This is a genomic window from Pelagibacterium lentulum, assembly GCF_003992625.1.
Lineage (GTDB): Bacteria > Pseudomonadota > Alphaproteobacteria > Rhizobiales > Devosiaceae > Pelagibacterium > Pelagibacterium lentulum.
Window position 1 is genome coordinate 169,212 of sequence record NZ_RZMW01000037.1, and the last position, 19,683, is coordinate 188,894.

The window sequence follows — 19,683 nt, forward strand, 5'->3', positions numbered from 1 at the left end:
AAAAAATGCGCCTCCGGGGAGGAGGCGCATTCATATGCAACTTCGGTCGAAACTTACTGGGCGATGCGGCCGTCGATAACGGGCGCGAAGGGCTCGTTTTCGGTGAGATAGCGGGCCAGAACCTCGGCCAGATCGATTGCCGTGTCGTAGCCGTCGGTGCCTTCGGACTCGAGCATGGCATAGCCATCGCCACCAGCGGCCATGAAGTTGTTGGTCACAAGCCCATAGGTGGCATCAGGGTTGAGCGGAACCCATTCCTCGCCCTGACGCACTTCGACGTCAGACACGCGGCCTTCGTTGGGAGCGACTGTCGGGTCGAGGCTGAACCGAATTCCCGCGACCTGCGGGAAGCGGCCTGCGCCCTCTTCTATGCCGTTAACGCCATGTTCGAGCGCGGCCAAAATCGCAGCGCCGGAGATGCGCAGCGTATAGAGCGTATTCTGGAACGGCAGCACGGTGAGTACGTCCCCCAGAGTTGCGGTGCCCTGCTCGATTGACGCGCGCAGACCGCCGCCATTGGCCAGGGCGATGGAAATATCCTGACCGGCCACTTCGGCCAGCATGGCGTCGGCTACGGTATTGCCCATTTCACATTCCATTGAACGGCAGCTTTCGCGGCTGCCATCTATGGAGGCCGCAACCTCGGCTACAGGAGTGCGAATGACTTCCTCAATGGGGCCTGAAAGCTCTTCGATACGCGCTTCGACATCTTCGGCAGGGGCAAAAGATGCGTCGAGCAGTACGGTGTCGCCGGTTGCCGAAGTGACTGCACCATCACTGTCGAAATGCAATTCGAGATCGCCCAAATAGCGCGAGAAGGCATAAGCCTGGACGATTGGAACGGGCCGGCCCGAGGGGCTTTCGACAAGCGTGGCGTAATCGGGGGTGCCTTCAACCGTATTGGACATCAGGGTATGGCTGTGGCCGCCGATGATGACCGAAAGGCCATCGACCTGGGCCGCAATTTCCTGATCGCGTACATAGCCCATATGCGAAAGCAGAATGATCTTGTTGACGCCTTCATCGTGCAGGCGCGCAACAGCTTCATTGAGATGTTCGATTTCATCGTCGAATGTTACAGGGCCGGGCGAAGACAGGAACACGGTGTCCGGGGTCGTAATGCCGAGAACGCCGATACGCTCGCCGTCAGCTTCGATGATCAGATGGTCATTGATGAGCTCAGCAAGAGCGTGATCTGCCGGCGCGCGCACATTGCCGGCCACGATCGGGAAATCGGCTTCGGCGAGCATGACAGCCAATTCGTCAGGCCCGTGGTTGAATTCGTGATTGCCGAGCGTCATGGCATCGAAACCGATCATGTTCATCATTTCGATTTCGGCGCGGCCGCGATAGGTGGTGTAAAAGAGCGTGCCTTGCGACTGATCGCCCGCATCGAGGGTCAAGACGGGGGCGCCTTCTGCCTCGATCTCGGCGCGACGGTCGCGAATTGCAGTTGCCAGCCGTGCGGCACCGCCAAAGCAGTCGCCAGCGGCCGAGCCATCGGGGGAGCATGTGGCATCCGAGCCTGCAATCTCCTGGATGCGACTGTGCATGTCGTTGATATGCAGGATGTTGAGGCGGAAGCCTTCAGAATTGGCGCGTGCCGACGTCATGGCGAAGGTTCCGGCACCGGCAACCACCATCGTTGCGCCCGCGACCTTGATGAAGCGACGGCGGTCGATATTCATAGCGCTTGAGCCCAGCAGACGTTCTGTGTTGAGTTTGAGCATGATGTTTCTCCTTTGATGCTGGCGTTCCCTCGGCAATTGGAGCCGATGCGTTCAGCTTTTTTGACTCATTAGCAAAGTCAGTTTTGTGACAGCGGCGCGTTCCCCTTGCGCATGGCTGTTCCGGTTTGCTGCCAAGGCAAAGTTAATCGCGTTTTTGCGACGAGGGGAAGCATAAGTTTGACCGGGCGGTCAATTTATGACGGATTTGTAACAATTGCGATGACGCGGGTTTGACTACAAAAGCCCTTCTCGTGAAACCAAACCCTGCTAGGGTCCGTAACAAGGGGGAGCGCATTTTGCGAAAGGGCGAAATGCGAACAAGGAGTATGCGATGGCAGGATTGGCATCGGAGCAGTCGGAAAGCGAACATGGCGCGGTTGAGACAGAGACCCCGCGTGCCAAGGGGCCGCTGATTTATCGGCAATCGATCTGGACGCGGACAACCCATTGGGTGTGGGTCGTGTGCCTGTTCTTTCTGCTGCTGAGCGGATTTCAGATTTTTAACGCGCATCCGATCCTTTATATCGGGCAGGAGTCCGGGTTCGAGTATGACAACAGGGTGCTTTCGATCCTGCCGATCCAGCGCGAGGATGGCAGTTTTGCCGGGCGGACGACGATTTTTGGGCACAGCTTCGATACATCCGGTGTGCTGGGCTTTTCCGGCACGCAGGAACAACCCCAGTTCCGCGCGTTTCCCAACTGGATAACCATTCCCTCATATCAGGATCTTGCGACCGGGCGTGTCGTGCATCTGTTTTTCGGCTGGATATTGGTCGGGACGATGTTCGTGTGGTTTGTTGCCAGTCTCATCAATGGGCATCTGCGGCGCGATATTGTGCCCAAAGGCGCCGACTTCAAAGCGCTGCCGGGAGAAATTTCCGCTCACGCGCGGTTCCGGTTCCATAAGCGCGCGGGATATAATCCGCTGCAAAAGCTCAGCTACGCCTTCATCCTGCTCGTCATCTTTCCCCTTGTTGTTTTGACCGGGCTTTCGATGTCACCGGGAATGAATGCGGCCTGGCCATGGCTGATAGAAATCTTCGGTGGTCGCCAGACAGCGCGGACGATCCATTTCGGGGCAATGGTCGTGCTGGTACTGTTTTTCATCGTGCATGTGTTGATGGTGGTGCTTGCCGGCCCGATCAATGAACTGCGCTCGATGATTACCGGTTGGTATCGCACCGATCCGACAAGCGAAGAGGAAAAACCATGAGCCGGTTCAAACTCAATCGCCGCAAATTCCTGACTGTCGGAGCGGCGGGGGCTGCGGGTGCGGCGCTAACTGGTTGCGATGTGTTCGATCCAATGCTGCGGTCGGGCCATCCGGTGCGCGACTTCATGATTGGCGCAAACGGGTTGACCGAGGCCGTGCAGCGCACGCTTATGGGGCGGGATTCTATGGCAAAGGAGTTTTCCGAAAGCGAGATCCGGCAGGGAATGCGGCCCAATGGTTCGACCAATCCAAATACAATGGAATATATGTTTTTAAGCCAGGGCAATTTCAGCCTCTATCATCTGGAAGTGGATGGTCTGGTTGAATCACCGATGCGCTTTAATCTCGAAGAGTTGCGCAACATGCCGTCACGCACCCAGATCACGCGCCATGATTGTGTGGAGGGCTGGAGTTGCATTGCCAAATGGACTGGTGTGCCGCTGGGCCATATTCTGGAGCAGGTGCAGCCGCAGGCCAATGCCAACTATGCTGTATTCCATTGTTTCGACGTGATGGGGGTCGGGCTATCGGGGGAAATTCCCTATTATGAGAGCATCGACATGATCGATGCCTATCATCCCCAGACCATTCTTGCCTATGGCATGAACGATGCTGTGTTACCGGTGGAAAACGGCGCGCCATTGCGGCTGCGTGTGGAGCGGCAACTCGGCTACAAGATGGCTAAATATGTGTACCGGATCGAGTTGGTCGAGAGTTTCTCGCATCTGCATCGGGGCAATGGCAGCTATTGGGCTGACCATGGCTATGAGTGGTATGCGGGCATATAGGAAAATTCAGGCTATGCCGGGCTGCAAATGGCAGTTTTCTGCGCTTCCGGTGCTCATGTACTTTTACGTACACTCCGCTCGGGGGCTCGAAAACCACCATTTTCGCCTCGCCCTAGCCTGAATTTAATGCGCCCTGTTTGCGGCTTATCAAATACGGCTCATCGAAAAAGAATTCTTCGAGATTGATGCCGCCACCGCCGCGATCGACCACGAGGAAATCGCCTTCGGCTTCGAGTGCGGTCAGAACGCCGTGCCAGACATTTTTGCCGATGTTGATACCAACGCCGGGCTGGGTGATGAAGGCTTGCGGGGTGCCTGGTATCCCGTTTTCATCGGGTGCCACGGTGACGAGAAAGGGGCGTTGATGGAGGGGCATGAAGGCCTGCGAGCCGAAAGGGTGGCGCTCGACCATTTTCAGTTCCAACGGCAAGGCATAGGGCTGGCCGCGAAAGATGGAAATCATCGCACGCGGGTTTTCGCCAGCCAGTTGGACGTCGGCAAGATCGTGGTAGCGCTCGGTCATGCCGCCATTGATGGGGAAATGATCGCTGCCCTCAGTCGTGAGGACCTGCCCGAAGGGTGCGAAAGCGTCTTTGGTCAGAGGTGTGATTGTAACTTGCCGCCTCATGGACGTGCCAGTTTCATGTGACGGTTGACGTCCTTATAGAGCAGATAGCGGAACTTGCCCGGACCGCCCGCGTAACAGGCTTGTGGGCAGAAGGCACGCAGCCACATGAAATCGCCTGCCTCGACCTCTACCCAATCATTGTTGAGCCGATAGACCGCTTTGCCTTCGAGCACGTAAAGGCCGTGTTCCATGACATGGGTTTCGGCAAAGGGGATGACGGCACCGGGTTCAAGGGTCACGATATTGACGTGCATATCGTGGCGCAGGTCCGTCGGATCGACGAAGCGCGTTGTCGCCCATGCACCATTGGTGTCCGGCATGGCGATCGGGGCAATATCTTTTTCATTGGCTGTGAACGGTTGCGGTACTTCCAGCCCTTCGACCTTTTCGTAAGCCTTGCGGACCCAGTGGAAGCGGGCAGGTGCATCGGAAATGTTGCGCAAGGTCCAGTTGCAGGCGGGGGGGAGATAGGCATAGCCGCCCGACTCCAGAGTGTGGGGCTTGCCTTCGACGGTGAGTTCGATGGTCCCATCGACGACAAAGAGTACGCCTTGCGCGTCTGGATCGGCTTCCGGGCTGTCGCTGCCGCCGCCGGGTGCGACTTCCATTATGTATTGGGAGAAGGTTTCGGCAAAACCGGATAGTGGACGCGCTATGACCCAGAGCCGGGTCTTTTCCCAAAAGGGCAGATAACTCGTTACGATGTCGCGCATCGTGCCATGCGGGATGACGGCATAGGCCTCGGTGAATACCGCGCGGCCGGTAAGCAACTCTCTCTGGGAGGGCAATCCACCCGGCGGGATGGCGTAAGGAGGCTTTGTCATGAAATCCATTGTTTTGCTGAAAACCAGAACATTTCAAACTGATAGCGCAGAACAGGATGCGCGAACATCCCTTTAGGTTAAGGTTCGAGATCAGCCTTGAGACGTGCCATCAGTGAAACGGCGTTGCGGGCATAATCGCCGATCCAGCGGTCATGGATTTCCTTGATAGGCAGTGCGTTGAGGTGGTTCCAGCGCTCGCGGCCCTCCCGGCGCGCAACGATCAAGCCAGCGGCCTCCAGCACACGCATATGCTGCAGCACAGTCGTGCGGTCGATCTGAGGAAACATATCGCACAGGGCGCCTGTGGTTTTAGGCTCATCCTTGAGCGCATCAAGGATGGCGCGGCGGCGATGATCCGCTAGTGCTTTGAAAATCTTATCCGAATCATCTGCGCTTGACATGTTATATTTTTATAACATAATGTGTCCATCGTCAATTCCAAGGAGGCCGTGATGAGGGCCGTTCAATCGAAAAAATCATACATGAGTCCCGAGTTCACCGTTTCGGGACGTATCGCAAAGCCAGTCGAAGAGGTGTTTGAAGCCGTGGTCGATCCGGCCAGGCTTTCGGGCTATTTCACCACCGGAGGCGCGAAAGGGCGGCTTGCGGTGGGCGCGGAGGTGACCTGGGATTTCCATGATTTCCCCGGGGCCTTCCCCGTGCATGTCATTGATTTGGTCCCCAACGAGAAGATCGTGCTGCAGTGGGAGTCAGCCGATGGCGCCAGCGACGAGGCAGGCAGCTACAACACGACGGTGACGATGACGTTCAAGCCGCTTGAGGACGGTCGCACGCTTGTCTCGATCCACGAAACGGGTTGGCGCGACACGGCGGCGGGCCAAAAGGCATCCTACAACAATTGCGAGGGCTGGACCGGCATGCTGGCGGCCTTGAAGGTCTATCTCGAGCATGGGATCAATCTGCGCGAAGGGTTCTACAAATGACCGACCCGCTTTTCCGGGGCGGACGCAATATTGCCGTTAAAGTGCCTGCCCATGAATATGAGGCCGTTGTCGGGTTCTATCGCGATGTGCTGGGACTGGCGCAAATTGAGGAGATGATGCCGGATGTGTGCTTCACGTTTGGCTCAAACCAGCTTTGGATCGACAGGATGGAGGGGCTGAGCCAGGCGGAAATCTGGCTCGAAATCCGCACCGATGACGGCGAAAACGCCGCAGCCCATTTTGCCGAGCATGGCATTGCCCGGCGCGATGAGATCGAAAGGCTGCCGGATGGCTCAGACGGGTTCTGGATCGCCAGTCCGGGCAATGTCATTCATCTGGTGGCGCCGAGCTAGAGCCAGGGATTTGATTCGATCAAATCCCTGGCTCTAGGTTTTTGTTTTGTCGCGTGTCCGAACCGCAAAGCCGTTTCCACTATTGCTGGACACGCTCTAATCCGCAAACAGGGCTTCAATCCGTAATTGCGCGATGCGCTCGACCTGCGCGCAAGCGGTCGTGAACTCCGTCTCCCGATCATTTTCGACACGGCGCTGGAAGGTCTCCAGAATCGAGGCCTTGGTATTGTCGCGGACGGCGATGATGAACGGGAAGCCGAATTTTTCGACATAGCGGTTGTTGAGGTCGGTGAAGGTTTCGCGTTCCGCGTCGGTCAGCGCATCGAGCCCGGCTGATGCCTGTTCGGCAGTGGATTCTGCGGTCAGGCGCTTGGCGGCAGCGAGTTTCCCGGCAAGGTCGGGGTGAGCCTTGAGAACGCCAAGCCGTTCATCGGGGCTCGCCAGGCGGAACTGGTTGCGCAGGGCGAAGTTGATGCCGGTCGGGTTGTCGTGGGCGGGGGCAAGTTCGGCCTCGAAAGCGCGCTGGGCAATGAAGGGGGAGTGCTCATAGACACCGCCGAACGTCGCCATGAAGGTCGATGCGTCCATTTGCGAGGGTGCCAGTTTCGGTGCCCGGTACGGGTGCTGGGTCGCCCAGTGACGCGCAATATCGATGCGGCGGGCAATCCAGACCTTATCGAATCCGGCGATGTAATCGAGGAATTTGCGCAGGCCCTCGAAACGGCCCGGTTGACCGACAAGCCGACAATGAAGGCCGATGGACATCATTTTGGGGCTGCCTTCTTCGCCTTCGCGATAAAGGCAATCGAAGCTGTCTTTCAAAAACTGGTAGAACTGTTCGCCATTGGCAAAGCCCGATGGTGTGACAAAGCGCATGTCATTTGCCGAAAGCGTATAGGGAATGATCAGTTGCGGCTTGGCGTTATGGGTGCGCCAATGGGGCAGGTCGTCGTCATAGGCATCCGAGACATAGGCAAAACCGCCTTCTTCGGAAACCAGATCGACAGTGTTGAGCGAAGAGCGGCCGGTGTACCAGCCAAGCGGGCGTGAACCGGTCACGACAGTATGGAGGCCGATCGCTTCTTTGATCTGGCGCGCTTCCTCGGCGCGCTCCATGTCCTTATGCTCAACCCATTTCAGTCCATGAGAGGCGATTTCCCAGTCTGCAGCCAGCATGGCTTCAACTTGCTCGGGGGCCCGCATCAGGGCCGTTGCAACGCCATAGACCGTTATCGGCAGATTGCGTTCCGTAAAGAGCTTGTGCAGACGCCAGAACCCGGCGCGGACGCCATATTCATACATGGATTCAATGTTCCAGTGGCGCTGTCCCGGCCAGGGTGCCGCGCCGACAACATCGGCCAGAAAGGCTTCCGACGCGGCATCGCCATGCAGAATATTGTTTTCCCCGCCTTCCTCGTAATTGAGCACCAGTTGCACCGCAACATTGGCGCCGCCGGGCCAATTTGCATGGGGTGGGTTGGGGCCGTAACCGGAGAAATTGCGGGGATAGCGCATGGAGGGCACCTTATTGGTCGAAAAGCAATGTCAGGCCATTGATACTAAAAATTGGACCATGTGGTAAAATTTTTTGAAGGCTCCCCCTTTCATATCGCAATTTTTGGGTTGATAGTTGATCGGTTTGATTTGGCAAAAAGGACTGGCAATGAGCGGAGCAGGGCGGCTGACCACACACGTGCTCGATACGGCGAACGGGCATCCGGCGCGCAATCTAACCATTGACCTGTTCCGCGTGCAGGATGGCGTTCTGAACCGGCTCAAATCCGTCAGGACCAATGCCGATGGCCGCTGTGATGGGCCGATGCTTGAGGAGGGCGATATGGGACTGGGCGCGTTCGAGCTGCATTTCCATGTGGGTGATTATTTCCGGGACCTCGATGGCACGCAGGCTGCCTTTCTCGATATCGTGCCGGTGCGGTTCGTCATTTCGGACCCGGACGCGCATTATCATGTGCCGCTTCTGGTTTCCCCGTTCGGCTATTCGACCTATCGCGGGAGCTGAGGCCTTGGCGACGCGCAACCTTATCCGCTTTTATCTCAACGAGCGCCTGATCGAATTGGACGATGTGGCGCCGGACCGCACGCTGCTCGATTTTTTGCGGCTCGACCAGGTGTTGCGCGGCACCAAGGAAGGGTGCGCCGAGGGCGATTGCGGGGCCTGCACGGTTCTTGTGGGGCGGCTTGCCGGCGAAAGACTGGTTTATGAAGGCGTCAATGCCTGCATCCGGTTTGTCGGCTCACTCGATGGCTCTCATGTGGTGACGGTTGAGCATCTGAAAGGTCGCGATGGCGCTTTGCATCCGGTGCAGCAGGCGCTTGTCGATTATCACGGCAGCCAGTGCGGGTTCTGCACACCCGGATTCGTAATGAGCCTTTATGGGCTGTGGCTTGCCAATCCCAATCCGTCGGTTCCCGAGATCGAAATGGCTTTGCAGGGCAATCTGTGTCGTTGCACCGGCTATGCGCCAATTATTCGTGCGGCGGGCGCGATTTCAAATTACGGCGCCGCGGCCGAGGATGCGCTCAATGAAGAACGCGAGACGATTATCGCCCGGCTCGAAGCGCTCAAGGATGGCGCGCGGGTGGATGTGACCTCGGAGGCGGGGCGGTTCATTGTGCCAGCGGATGTCGATGACCTGGCGGCGGTGGTCAATGAGATGCCCGAAGCGCGGATCGTTGCCGGGGCGACCGATGTGGGGCTTTGGGTCACAAAATTCATGCGCGAGATTTCGCCGGTGGTCTTTATTGGGCATCTCATGCGCGACGTCGATGTGGGTGCCGATGAGATAACCTTTGGGGCAGGGGTAAGCTATACCGAAGCGTTTGAAGTGATCTGCGAAAAGCTGCCGCAATTGCGGGAATTGTTCGAGCGGATCGGTGGCGCGCAGGTGCGCAATATGGGGACGATTGGCGGCAATATTGCCAATGGTTCGCCCATCGGCGATACGCCGCCGCCGCTGATCGCGCTTGGGGCGGAGATCGTGTTGCGCAAAGGCAATGCACGCCGCGTGGTGGCGCTCGAGGATTTCTTCATCGACTATGGCAAGCAGGATCGGCTGCCGGGCGAATTTGTGGAAAGCGTGCGTGTGCCCTTGCCAAAGTCGGACGAGCTTTTTGCGGCCTACAAGGTCACGAAGCGGCGCGACGAGGACATCACGGCCGTTCTGGGCGCGTTCCGATTGACGGTTTTGGACGATGTGGTTGAGAAGGCTGTGATTGCCTATGGCGGCATGGCCGGGACGCCAAAGCGGGCGAAGGCCGTGGAACAAGCGCTTGTCGGTAAGGCGTGGTCACTGGAGACAGTCGAGGCGGCGCTCGCCGCGTTTGAGATGGACTATCAGCCTTTGACAGATTGGCGGGCATCGGCCGACTACCGGATGCTGGCGGCGAAGAATCTCTTGAAGCGCTTCTATTTTGAAATGAGCGGGCAGACCGATACCCGTATCATCCGGCATGAGGTGGCGTGATGACGGCGCTCGATACCAAGCCGACGATCAAGGGCGGTGTGCATGTGCCGCAAAAGCACGATTCCGGTCATAAGCACGTTTCGGGGCGGGCCGAGTATATCGACGATATGATTGAGCCTGCCGGCACACTGCACGCCTATCTCGGCCTTTCCCAATGCGCCCATGGGGAAATCGAAACCATCGATCTCGATGCGGTGCGCGCGGCGACAGGCGTGGTGGGCGTGCTGACGGCAACTGATATTCCCGGCCACAACGATGTCAGTCCGACAGGCAAGCATGACGAACCGATTTTTGCGGAAAAGCTCGTGCAATTCTGGGGACAGCCGGTTTTTGCCGTGATCGCGGAAACGCGCGAGGCGGCGCGGCGCGCGGCCCACAAGGCGAAAATCACCTATAAGCCGTTCGACCATCTGGGCGACGTGGCCGCAGCGCGGGCAGCGGGTGGCGCAGTCGTGACCGAAGGCATGAAGCTGGAGCGGGGCGATGTCGCGGCAGGTCTTGCCAATGCGAAGCGACGGCTAAAAGGCTCGGTAACAATTGGCGGGCAAGATCATTTTTATCTCGAAGGCCATATCGCCATGGCCATGCCCGGTGAAGACGACGAGGTTACGATCCATTCTTCGACCCAGCACCCGAGCGAGGTTCAGCACATGGTTGGCCATGCGCTTGGCGTGCCGTCCAACGCCGTCAATGTCATCATCCGGCGCATGGGCGGCGGGTTCGGCGGCAAGGAAACGCAGGGTAATCTCTTTGCTGCGGTGGCGGCGATTGCGGCCAAGAAATACAATCGTACGGTCAAGATCCGTCCTGACCGCGACGATGATATGATCGCCACCGGCAAGCGCCATGATTTCGTTGTCGATTACGAGGTCGGGTTTGACGATGACGGGCGGATTGAGGCGGTCGATGCGGTCTATGCGGCGCGATGCGGGTTTTCGTCCGACCTGTCCGGGCCGGTGACCGACCGCGCGCTTTTTCATGCGGACAATGCCTATTACTATCCGGCGGTGCGGTTGAAATCGGAACCTCTGAAAACCAATACGGTTTCCAATACAGCCTTTCGCGGGTTTGGCGGGCCGCAGGGCATGGTGGGCTGCGAGCGCTGGATAGAAGAAATCGCCTATGCGCTAGGCAAGGACCCGCTGGAGATCCGCAAGGCCAATTTTTACGGCACCGATAAGCGCAATGTCACGCCCTATCATCAGGTGGTCGAGGACAATATCGTTGGCCGGGTGGTCGAGCAGCTGGAGGTCGAGGCCGAGTATCAAAAACGCCGGGCCGCGATTATCGATTTCAACAAGACTTCGCCGGTGCTCAAGCGCGGCATAGCCCTCACGCCGGTCAAGTTCGGCATCAGTTTCACGCTGACGGCTTATAATCAGGCTGGCGCGCTGGTGCATATCTATCGTGACGGTTCGATCCATCTCAATCACGGCGGCACCGAGATGGGGCAGGGGCTTTATATCAAGGTGGCACAGGTTCTGGCCGACGCGTTTCAGGTCGATCTCGACAAGGTCAAGATTACCGCGACCACGACAGGGAAAGTGCCCAATACATCTGCTACGGCGGCCTCGTCCGGTTCGGACTTGAACGGCATGGCCGCGGCCAATGCCGCGTCCCAGATCAAAGCGCGGCTGGTTGCTTTTGCTGCGGAAAAATACAGTGTGCCCGAGGACGCCGTGGTGTTCGAGCCCAATTGCATTCTTGTGGGCAACCAGCGGTTCGATTGGGCCGATTTCATCGATCAGGCCTATCTTGGGCGCGTGCAGCTCTCGGCTGCGGGGTTCTACAAAACGCCTGACATTCACTGGGATCGCGCGGCTGGCAAAGGCAAGCCCTTCTTTTATTTCGCCTATGGGGCGGCGTGTTCTGAAGTGGTGATCGATACGCTAACGGGCGAATATATGGTCGAGCGGGTCGATATCGTTCACGATGTGGGTAAATCGCTCAACCCGGCCATCGATTTGGGGCAGGTCGAAGGCGGCTTTATTCAGGGCATGGGATGGCTGACCACGGAAGAATTGTGGTGGGACGACAAGGGGCAATTGCGTACCCATGCGCCCTCGACCTACAAGATCCCGCTTGCCTCGGACGTGCCGAAAATCTTCAATGTCAAACTTGCCGATTGGTCGGCCAACAAAGCTCCGACGATCCGGCGATCCAAAGCGGTGGGCGAACCCCCTTTCATGCTGGCAATATCGGTTCTGGAAGCGCTTTCCATGGCGGCAGCCAGTGTGGCCGACTACAAGATCGCGCCACGGCTTGATGCACCTGCAACGCCTGAGCGCGTGCTGATGACGGTGGAGCGACTCAAGCGGGAGGCTGCAAGTCAATGAGCGTCACTCCACAGCAATTGCGCGATTTCCTCAATGCTTATGAGGAAGCGGTTGCTGTCGAGGTGACAGAAGTGAAGGGGTCGACGCCGCGCGAGGCTGGTGCCTGGATGGTGGTGGCGGCCGACAAGACCATAGGCACGATTGGTGGCGGCCAGCTTGAATTTCGCGCCATCGACCGCGCGCGCGCGATGCTGGGGCAAAAGGAACAGGTGGCGGCGCTCGATATTCCGCTTGGGCCGGAAATCGGGCAATGCTGCGGCGGCATGGTTTCGATTGCGCTGACGTTGATCGATGCGGAACGTGCGCAAATGCTTCGGGTGAAGGCGGAACGCGAATATATGGCACGTACCCATGTCTATGTGTTTGGCGCCGGGCATGTGGGCAATGCGCTGGGGCAGGCACTTGCACATTTGCCGCTGCGCACATTGCTTGCGGATAACCGCGCCGAGGAGATTGCCAAGGTGCCGCCGGGCGTGGAAAAGGCGCATGTTGCGGTGCAGGAGGGACTGGTGCGCGATGCGCCGGTGGGCTCGGCTTTTGTGGTGATGACCCACGACCACGGGCTCGACTTCCTGATTGCAGCGGAAGCGTTGAGCCGGGGCGATGCGGCCTATGTCGGCATGATCGGCTCAAAAACCAAACGGGCAACCTTCAAGAGCTGGCTCACCGATATGGGTTTTGATGCACGGTTGATCGATAAACTCGTGCTGCCCATCGGCGGGGCGGATGTGAAAGACAAGAGACCCGAGATCATTGCAGCATTGACCGCTGCCGAAATCGTACGGGCGATCGATGGGTTTGGGACAAAACACAAATGACCGATTTTACGATTTTCTGGGAATGGCTGAGTTTTGTCGTGCGCTGGACGCATGTGATCGTCGGGATCGCCTGGATCGGATCGTCATTTTATTTCATTGCGCTGGATCTGGGGCTGCGCAAGCACGGGAACTTGCCCAACGGCGTTCTGGGCGAAGAGTGGCAGGTCCATGGGGGCGGCTTTTATCATATCCAGAAATACATGGTAGCGCCGCCCAACCTTCCCGAGCATCTGGTGTGGTTCAAATGGGAAAGCTACATGACCTGGCTGACCGGCTTTGCCATGCTGGCTATTGTTTATTATGCCGGGGCGGACCTGTTCCTGATCGACCGCACCGTGATGGACCTGCCGGTCTGGGGCGCAATCGGGCTTTCGATGGCATCTCTGGCGGTCGGCTGGGTGCTTTACGATCTTTTGTGCCGCTCCCCGCTCGGCAAAAGCCAGAACGGGCTGATGGTGGTTCTGTTTTTCATTCTGGTTGCCATGGGCTGGGCCTATCTGCAGGTCTTTTCGGGACGGGCAGCGTTCCTGCATATGGGCGCGTTTACAGCCACCATCATGTCGGCCAACGTCTTTTTCATCATCATTCCCAACCAGAAGAAAATCGTCGCATCGATGAAGGCGGGGGAAACGCCGGACCCTGCGCTTGGCGCGCAATCGAAACAGCGTTCGGTGCATAACAATTACCTTACGCTGCCAGTTCTGTTCTTCATGCTGTCGGGCCATTACCCGCTGGCCTATGCAACCGAATATAGCTGGATCATTGCCGGGCTGATTTTCCTGATCGGGGTTCTGATCCGGCATTTCTTCAATACGATGCACGCGACGGGGCGAAAGGAATACTGGACCTGGGCGGCGGCGACGATCCTATTCATCGTCATCATGTGGCTTTCGACAAGCCCGCGGATCGGCGGTGAACCGCAAGGCCCGAGTGAAGCGGCGCTGCGCTTTATGGCGGACGATCACTTCGTTGCCGTTTCCAATGCCGTTCAGGGGCGCTGTGCCATGTGTCACGCGGCCGAACCGTTCTGGGAGGGGGTGCATATGGCGCCCAAACATGTGCGTCTGGAAACGCCCGAAGAGATCGCAGCACACGCGCGCGAGATCTATATCCAATCGGGGCGTACTCATGCCATGCCACCGGGCAATGTTTCGCTGATGACCCAGGAAGAACGCGATCTTATCGTTTTCTGGTATCAGAGCGTGACCGGGGAGCGCAGCCTATGAGCGGGACAATCCTGCGCGGGCGGGTATTGACCTTTGTGGCCGAGCCGCAGGGCGCGGAGGATCATGACGCCTATCGCTATATCGAAGATGGCGCGGTGGTGATCGATGGGGGCAAGATCATTGCCGTGGGGGAATGGTCCGAGGCGCTCAAGCTGGCTGCGCCCAAGGCGGAAGTAATCGACCACAAGGGTAAACTGATCCTGCCCGGCTTCATCGATACCCATATTCATTATCCGCAGATGCAGGTTGTGGGGTCTTATGCCAAGGACCTGCTCGAATGGCTCAATACCTATACGTTCATTGAAGAACAGCGCTTTGGCGATGAGGCTCATGCCGCGCGGATTGCATCATTGTTTTTCGACGAACTGGTCCGTTATGGCACGACGACGGCAGCAGCCTATTGCACAGTGCATCCGCAATCGGCCGAGGCGTTTTTCGCGGAAGCGGAAAAGCGCAATATGCGGATGATTGCCGGCAAGGTGATGATGGATCGCAATGCGCCCGAAGCCCTGTGCGATACCCCGCAACGCGGGTATGACGATACAAAACGCCTGATGGAAAAATGGGATGGGCGTGGGCGACTGCACTATGCCATCACGCCGCGCTTTGCGCTGACATCGACCCATGAGCAGATGGAAATGTGTCAGGATCTCGCACGGGAATTTCCCGACGCTTATATCCAGACCCATGTGAATGAAAGCCTTGGCGAGATTGCCTTTGCCAAGGAGCTTTATCCAAACCTGCCCGATTATGTCGGTATTTACGAGCATTACGGGCTGCTGGGTCCGAAAACGCTACTGGGCCATTGCATCCACATGACAGACCGGGAAATAGAGGCAATGTCAGAGACAGGCGCGGTGGCAGTGTTTTGTCCAACATCAAACCTTTTCATCGGTTCGGGGCTGTTCGATCGTCAGCGGATGATTGAAGGCAATGTACGTATCGGCGTGGCGACCGATATCGGCGGGGGCACAAGCTATTCCATGCTCCGAACGCTCGATGAAGGCTATAAGGTTCTGCAGCTCAAAGGGCAGCGGCTTTCGCCGATTGAGAGCTTTTACATGATGACACTGGGCAATGCCCGCGCGCTATGTCTTGAGCACAAGATTGGATCGCTTGAAGTGGGCGCCGACGCTGATATCGTGGTGCTGGACGCCAAAGCGGTGCCGCATATGGCGCTCAAGATGGAGCAGGTGGAAACATTGAGCGAGGAATTGTTTCTGCTGCAGACCTGTGGCGATGACCGGGTGGTCGTCCAAACCTATATCGCGGGCGCGGCGGCCAAGATGAAGGCAGCGTAGAGCCCATTCCATATCGTGGAACGCTTTTGCGATATGGCTTGGCAGCGCGGCGTTGAGAAGCTACCCCAAGGATCAAAGAGTATTTTGAGGGCAGGTACATGAGCAATTACGTTGATCGTTCCGGGCTTAAGGTCGATGCCCTTTTGGCCGACTTTATCGAAAAAGAAGCGCTGGGAGGGCTCGATCTGGCCTCCGATACGGTCTGGGAAGGATTTGCCGAACTGGTTTCGGCCTATATGCCGGGCAATCGTGAACTGCTCGAAATTCGCGACCGCATGCAGCAGCAAATCGACGATTGGCACAGAACGCATGGGCCCATCGATAACGATCCGGAGGCGTATGAGGCGTTTCTGCGCGAGATTCGCTATATCGAGCCCGAGCCGGACGACTTTAAGATCGAAACACAAAATCTCGATCCTGAAATTGCAACCATTTGCGGGCCGCAGCTTGTGGTGCCTGTTTCCAATGCGCGCTATGCGCTGAACGCAGCGAATGCGCGCTGGGGCAGCCTTTACGATGCGCTCTATGGGACCGATGCCATTGCGCAGGATGGCGATCTGGCGCCGGGCAAGGGCTATAATCCAAAGCGCGGCGAGGCGGTTTTTGCGCGCGCGGCTGAATTTCTCGATGAAGCGTTTCCGCTTCTGGGCGTCAAGCATGACGCGGTGACGAAATATGGCATTGCAAAAGACGATGGTTCCGCGCGGCTGGTGATTGAAAGTCAGGATGGCCCGGTCAAGCTGGCCTATCCCGAAGGTTTTGCAGGTTATGCTGAAGATGGCTCGGTGCTTAAAATCCTGCTGGTGCATAATGGATTGCATGCCGAATTGCTGATCGACGCGGAACATCCGATTGGTAAAACCCATCCAGCCCATTTGGCCGATGTGGTTCTGGAAAGTGCGATGAGCACGATTCAGGATTGTGAGGATTCAGTCGCTGCGGTGGATGCCGAGGACAAGGTCGGGGTCTATCGCAATTGGCTGGGGCTGATGAAGGGTGATCTGCAAGATACGTTCGAGAAGGGCGGCAAGACGATCACCCGCAAGCTCAACCCTGATCGCGTCTATAGTGCTCCTGACGGTTCCGAACTTGTCCTGAAAGGCCGCGCGCTGCTACTGGTGCGCAATGTCGGGCACCTTATGGCTACCGATGCGGTGCTCGACCAGAATGGCGAGCCCATCGGCGAAGGGATTATGGATGCGCTTGTGACCACGCTTTGCGCGATGCACGACCTCAAGCGGCAGCACAACTCGAAAACCGGCTCGATCTATATCGTCAAGCCCAAGATGCACGGGCCGACCGAAGTGATGTTCGCCTGCAATGTGTTTGGAGAGGTCGAGAAGGCTCTGGGCCTGCCGCTCAATACGATCAAGATCGGCATCATGGATGAAGAGCGCCGGACATCGGCCAATCTCAAGGCTTGCATCCACGCGGCGCGCGAGCGGGTGTTCTTCATCAATACCGGGTTCCTCGATCGTACGGGCGATGAAATCCATACCTCGATGGAGGCGGGGCCGGTGCTGCTCAAGGATCAGATCAAGGCCGAGCGGTGGATTCAGTCCTATGAGGATCGCAACGTGACAATCGGGATTGCCTGTGGTTTTTCCGGCAAGGCGCAAATCGGCAAAGGCATGTGGGCAAGGCCTGACGACATGGCCGAGATGATGATCCAGAAGATCGGCCACCCCAAAGCCGGCGCCAATTGCGCCTGGGTGCCGTCTCCTACTGCGGCAACGCTTCATGCGATCCACTATCATCAGGTTGATGTGTTCGAGGCGCAAAAACGCCGCCATAACGAGCCGATCCCGCCCCTCAGTGATCTTTTCTCGATGCCTGTCCTCGAAGCTGGGAGCCTCAGCCGTGAGCAAATTCAGCGCGAACTCGATAATAATGCGCAGGGCATACTTGGTTATGTCGTACGCTGGGTCGATCAGGGCGTGGGGTGCTCGAAAGTACCGGACATCAACAATGTGGGCTTGATGGAAGACCGGGCGACCTGCCGGATTTCCAGTCAGGCCATTGCCAACTGGTTATGGCACGGTGTTGTGACGCAGGACGAGGTTGTGGCGACCTTTACACGTATGGCCAAGGTGGTGGATGAGCAAAATGCAGGCGATCCGCTTTACAAGGCGATGGCCGACGACCCGGAACATTCGATTGCCTTCCAGGCTGCGCTTGCTCTGGCGCTTGAGGGGACGAGTCAGCCTTCGGGCTATACCGAGCCCATCCTGCACGCGAAACGGCGCGAAGTGAAATCCGCATAAAGTGAGAACAGGCCCGCTGGACAAACCGGCGGGCCTTGGCTTTTTCAGCGCCTATTGGCAGGTGAAACTTTCGTGGCTCGCTTCATCGCCACCGCTGTAGCGGGCGACTTGCGGATAGGGGCACAATTTGCGGGTTACGCCGATCAACTCGGGCACATATTGATTGTCCGTCGTAGCGGTCGCGACCAAATGTTCGGGCGTATTGCCGTTTTCCACCCAATCGACAAGTGCGGTAAACGCATCGAACTTATCGGCGGCCGGGCTGCCCGGACCATGCCCCATGCCGGGCACGGTATAGAGCCGGGCGAAGTCTGCTGCATTGCCACCATTGTTGGCATCCAGCATTTCGTACCAGTTGACTGTGTCCATCACTGAGAATACCGGATCGCTGATCCCGTGATAGACGATCATCTTGCCTCCCGCATCGCGGAAACCTGCCATTTCGGGATCATCGGAATCGGTTGGTGTCATGAAGTCCATGGGGGACTCGGTAAAGACGTAATCGGTTGCGTCGATCCGAAGGGCATCGCTGTCAAAATCATAGTCGAGGAGGAACTGCTGGAGCGATGCGGGATCGCCATCGACTTCAAATGGTGGATTGGAGAAAATCATCGCGAGCGAGGATGATCCCATGACCGCGATGAGTGGCAGGTTGTCCCAGGGTGGAATCGGGCTTTCAAGTTTCCAGAAGCGCCAGTCACCGCTTGCCAGCCCGCGATCCCATGCCCATTCGGAATAGAGCTGTTCGCCTGCCGAATTGGTGGGACCAGCATGAATTTTGGCGAGTGCTTCGATTTGCGCGTCACTGAGGCAATCGCCACCACCTTCAGCTTCGCAGGTGAGGACGGAAATATCGAAGGTCGTCTGACAGCCGTGCATATCGGCGATAATGCCGTCTTCAAGCCCATCGAGGGCGTCACAGGCGTCGAGCACTGCATTGGCAACCAGACCCAATTCGTCAGGGGTGAAGGCGGTGCGAATGTCGCCGTTGACAGCATGAAAGGCCTGCACGTCCCAGGCGTGTTGAATTGCGGCGCGGGGCAGATTGAAGCCCGGATAGGCCGCCAGAATGCCGTCAAACGCTTCGGGTAACCGTGTTGCCTGAACCATCGCGTGCCGCCCGCCATTGGAACCGCCAACGCCGTAGCTATAAGCGATCTCATCGCCGTAATAGGTCTCGACGATTGCCGTTGCAACCGGGTTGAGCTTGGCGACAGCGCCATAGCCATAATCGGTTCGCGCTTCCGGATCGAAGCCGAAAACGGCGCCGCCGGCCAGACCAGCCTCGGGATTGACCGAACCGTCATGTCCGGCATCGCTGGAGACAACGGCATAGTTGCGCGAAAGGGCGTTATCGTCCGGATCACCGTTGAGCAATGGACCAAAGGCGGGAACGACGGCGCCATCGTTGCCACCGTTGAACTGGTGAATGAAGCGGTTGTTCCATTGGTCGGGCAGCCGCAACTCGAAGGACACAGCATAGGTCTTGTCATCAATTCCTGTACGTTCATCGACGTGACCGCGGACAAGGCAATGATCGACGGGCGACTCTTCCCCGGCAGGTTCGGGCTGCGCTGTCGTGATGACAAGATCGGCAACACCGAAATCGTGTCCGGTCAGTTGGGCGCAATCGAGTGCCTGTGCGTTTGCTCCACCTGCAAACAATCCAGCCGACATCAGTGCGCCGAGCGCAACTGCGCTCCTCGTTTTCAGTTTCATGGCTTCCTCCGCTTTGCATTCGTTATGCAATATTATTGTTATGCGGAATAATTA

The 19,683-nt window shown here is 57.6% G+C and carries 17 protein-coding genes; 11 read left to right on the plus strand and 6 right to left on the minus strand.

What is annotated here, in order from left to right:
* Positions 1-53: 53 nt before the first annotated feature.
* The gene (locus EO133_RS11490) at positions 54-1,730 is read right to left on the minus strand and encodes a bifunctional metallophosphatase/5'-nucleotidase (protein ID WP_206513508.1); all 1,677 of its coding nucleotides are present in this window, start codon (positions 1,728-1,730) and stop codon (positions 54-56) included.
* A 331-nt stretch (positions 1,731-2,061) separates the two neighbouring features.
* Between EO133_RS11490 and EO133_RS11495 the strand changes: the two genes are divergently transcribed.
* Positions 2,062-2,943 carry a cytochrome b/b6 domain-containing protein gene (locus tag EO133_RS11495; protein ID WP_127072781.1) on the plus strand — a complete coding sequence of 294 codons (882 nt, stop codon included), beginning with the start codon at positions 2,062-2,064 and terminating at the stop codon, positions 2,941-2,943.
* Positions 2,940-3,731, plus strand: coding sequence for a molybdopterin-dependent oxidoreductase (locus EO133_RS11500; RefSeq protein ID WP_127072782.1), 792 nt, complete (start codon positions 2,940-2,942; stop codon positions 3,729-3,731). Before EO133_RS11495 ends, EO133_RS11500 begins: the two co-directional genes overlap by 4 nt.
* Positions 3,732-3,843: 112 nt before the next feature.
* Here EO133_RS11500 and EO133_RS11505 read toward each other — a convergent pair whose 3' ends face one another.
* The 3 genes from EO133_RS11505 to EO133_RS11515 form a co-directional block, all read right to left on the minus strand.
* Positions 3,844-4,359 carry an ureidoglycolate lyase gene (locus tag EO133_RS11505; protein ID WP_127072783.1) on the minus strand — a complete coding sequence of 172 codons (516 nt, stop codon included), beginning with the start codon at positions 4,357-4,359 and terminating at the stop codon, positions 3,844-3,846.
* On the minus strand, positions 4,356-5,183 hold the full coding sequence (locus EO133_RS11510; RefSeq protein WP_127072784.1) for a bifunctional allantoicase/(S)-ureidoglycine aminohydrolase: 828 nt from the start codon (positions 5,181-5,183) through the stop codon (positions 4,356-4,358). The genes EO133_RS11505 and EO133_RS11510 overlap by 4 nt, the downstream gene beginning before the upstream one ends.
* A 77-nt stretch (positions 5,184-5,260) precedes the next feature.
* Entirely contained in the window at positions 5,261-5,584 is a 324-nt protein-coding gene (locus EO133_RS11515) for an ArsR/SmtB family transcription factor (protein WP_127072785.1), read from the minus strand.
* 81 nt (positions 5,585-5,665) lie between these two features.
* Between EO133_RS11515 and EO133_RS11520 the strand changes: the two genes are divergently transcribed.
* Both EO133_RS11520 and EO133_RS11525 read left to right on the plus strand, forming a co-directional pair.
* Positions 5,666-6,127 carry an SRPBCC family protein gene (locus tag EO133_RS11520; RefSeq protein ID WP_127072942.1) on the plus strand — a complete coding sequence of 154 codons (462 nt, stop codon included), beginning with the start codon at positions 5,666-5,668 and terminating at the stop codon, positions 6,125-6,127.
* Complete coding sequence (locus EO133_RS11525; RefSeq protein WP_127072786.1) at positions 6,124-6,480, plus strand: VOC family protein; 357 nt, start codon at positions 6,124-6,126, stop codon at positions 6,478-6,480. The genes EO133_RS11520 and EO133_RS11525 overlap by 4 nt, the downstream gene beginning before the upstream one ends.
* A gap of 96 nt (positions 6,481-6,576) precedes the next feature.
* On the opposite strand, the gene puuE is transcribed toward EO133_RS11525, so the two are convergent.
* Positions 6,577-7,995 carry an allantoinase PuuE gene (gene puuE / locus EO133_RS11530; RefSeq protein ID WP_127072787.1) on the minus strand — a complete coding sequence of 473 codons (1,419 nt, stop codon included), beginning with the start codon at positions 7,993-7,995 and terminating at the stop codon, positions 6,577-6,579.
* Positions 7,996-8,143: 148 nt separating this feature from the next.
* Between puuE and uraH the strand changes: the two genes are divergently transcribed.
* From uraH to EO133_RS11565, 7 genes are all read left to right on the plus strand, one after another.
* Complete coding sequence (uraH, locus tag EO133_RS11535; RefSeq protein ID WP_127072788.1) at positions 8,144-8,500, plus strand: hydroxyisourate hydrolase; 357 nt, start codon at positions 8,144-8,146, stop codon at positions 8,498-8,500.
* A 4-nt stretch (positions 8,501-8,504) separates the two neighbouring features.
* Positions 8,505-9,965 (plus strand): xanthine dehydrogenase small subunit, encoded by a 1,461-nt coding sequence (xdhA, locus tag EO133_RS11540; RefSeq protein ID WP_244640668.1) that lies wholly within the window; start codon positions 8,505-8,507, stop codon positions 9,963-9,965.
* Positions 9,965-12,301, plus strand: a complete 2,337-nt coding sequence (gene xdhB, locus EO133_RS11545; protein WP_127072790.1) for a xanthine dehydrogenase molybdopterin binding subunit — start codon at positions 9,965-9,967, stop codon at positions 12,299-12,301. The genes xdhA and xdhB overlap by 1 nt, the downstream gene beginning before the upstream one ends.
* Positions 12,298-13,119 (plus strand): xanthine dehydrogenase accessory protein XdhC, encoded by an 822-nt coding sequence (gene xdhC / locus EO133_RS11550; RefSeq protein ID WP_127072791.1) that lies wholly within the window; start codon positions 12,298-12,300, stop codon positions 13,117-13,119. Before xdhB ends, xdhC begins: the two co-directional genes overlap by 4 nt.
* Positions 13,116-14,345, plus strand: a complete 1,230-nt coding sequence (locus EO133_RS11555) for a urate hydroxylase PuuD (protein ID WP_127072792.1) — start codon at positions 13,116-13,118, stop codon at positions 14,343-14,345. Before xdhC ends, EO133_RS11555 begins: the two co-directional genes overlap by 4 nt.
* Complete coding sequence (guaD, locus tag EO133_RS11560) at positions 14,342-15,646, plus strand: guanine deaminase (protein ID WP_127072793.1); 1,305 nt, start codon at positions 14,342-14,344, stop codon at positions 15,644-15,646. The genes EO133_RS11555 and guaD overlap by 4 nt, the downstream gene beginning before the upstream one ends.
* A 98-nt stretch (positions 15,647-15,744) precedes the next feature.
* Positions 15,745-17,910 (plus strand): malate synthase G, encoded by a 2,166-nt coding sequence (locus EO133_RS11565; RefSeq protein ID WP_127072794.1) that lies wholly within the window; start codon positions 15,745-15,747, stop codon positions 17,908-17,910.
* A 51-nt stretch (positions 17,911-17,961) separates the two neighbouring features.
* On the opposite strand, the gene EO133_RS11570 is transcribed toward EO133_RS11565, so the two are convergent.
* On the minus strand, positions 17,962-19,629 hold the full coding sequence (locus EO133_RS11570; RefSeq protein WP_127072795.1) for a tannase/feruloyl esterase family alpha/beta hydrolase: 1,668 nt from the start codon (positions 19,627-19,629) through the stop codon (positions 17,962-17,964).
* Positions 19,630-19,683: the final 54 nt, after the last annotated feature.

What these genes read in the sequence shown, in the direction of transcription:
- EO133_RS11500 (WP_127072782.1), top strand. Translation starts at nt 2,940, where the DNA reads ATGAGCCGGTTCAAACTCAATCGCCGCAAATTCCTGACTGTCGGAGCG.
- EO133_RS11565 (WP_127072794.1), top strand. Translation starts at nt 15,745, where the DNA reads ATGAGCAATTACGTTGATCGTTCCGGGCTTAAGGTCGATGCCCTTTTG.
- EO133_RS11570 (WP_127072795.1), bottom strand. Translation starts at nt 19,629, where the DNA reads ATGAAACTGAAAACGAGGAGCGCAGTTGCGCTCGGCGCACTGATGTCG.
- xdhB (WP_127072790.1), top strand. Translation starts at nt 9,965, where the DNA reads ATGACGGCGCTCGATACCAAGCCGACGATCAAGGGCGGTGTGCATGTG.
- guaD (WP_127072793.1), top strand. Translation starts at nt 14,342, where the DNA reads ATGAGCGGGACAATCCTGCGCGGGCGGGTATTGACCTTTGTGGCCGAG.
- uraH (WP_127072788.1), top strand. Translation starts at nt 8,144, where the DNA reads ATGAGCGGAGCAGGGCGGCTGACCACACACGTGCTCGATACGGCGAAC.
- puuE (WP_127072787.1), bottom strand. Translation starts at nt 7,995, where the DNA reads ATGCGCTATCCCCGCAATTTCTCCGGTTACGGCCCCAACCCACCCCAT.
- xdhC (WP_127072791.1), top strand. Translation starts at nt 12,298, where the DNA reads ATGAGCGTCACTCCACAGCAATTGCGCGATTTCCTCAATGCTTATGAG.
- EO133_RS11555 (WP_127072792.1), top strand. Translation starts at nt 13,116, where the DNA reads ATGACCGATTTTACGATTTTCTGGGAATGGCTGAGTTTTGTCGTGCGC.
- EO133_RS11510 (WP_127072784.1), bottom strand. Translation starts at nt 5,183, where the DNA reads ATGACAAAGCCTCCTTACGCCATCCCGCCGGGTGGATTGCCCTCCCAG.
- EO133_RS11520 (WP_127072942.1), top strand. Translation starts at nt 5,666, where the DNA reads ATGAGTCCCGAGTTCACCGTTTCGGGACGTATCGCAAAGCCAGTCGAA.
- EO133_RS11505 (WP_127072783.1), bottom strand. Translation starts at nt 4,359, where the DNA reads ATGAGGCGGCAAGTTACAATCACACCTCTGACCAAAGACGCTTTCGCA.
- EO133_RS11515 (WP_127072785.1), bottom strand. Translation starts at nt 5,584, where the DNA reads ATGTCAAGCGCAGATGATTCGGATAAGATTTTCAAAGCACTAGCGGAT.
- EO133_RS11525 (WP_127072786.1), top strand. Translation starts at nt 6,124, where the DNA reads ATGACCGACCCGCTTTTCCGGGGCGGACGCAATATTGCCGTTAAAGTG.
- EO133_RS11495 (WP_127072781.1), top strand. Translation starts at nt 2,062, where the DNA reads ATGGCAGGATTGGCATCGGAGCAGTCGGAAAGCGAACATGGCGCGGTT.
- EO133_RS11490 (WP_206513508.1), bottom strand. Translation starts at nt 1,730, where the DNA reads ATGCTCAAACTCAACACAGAACGTCTGCTGGGCTCAAGCGCTATGAAT.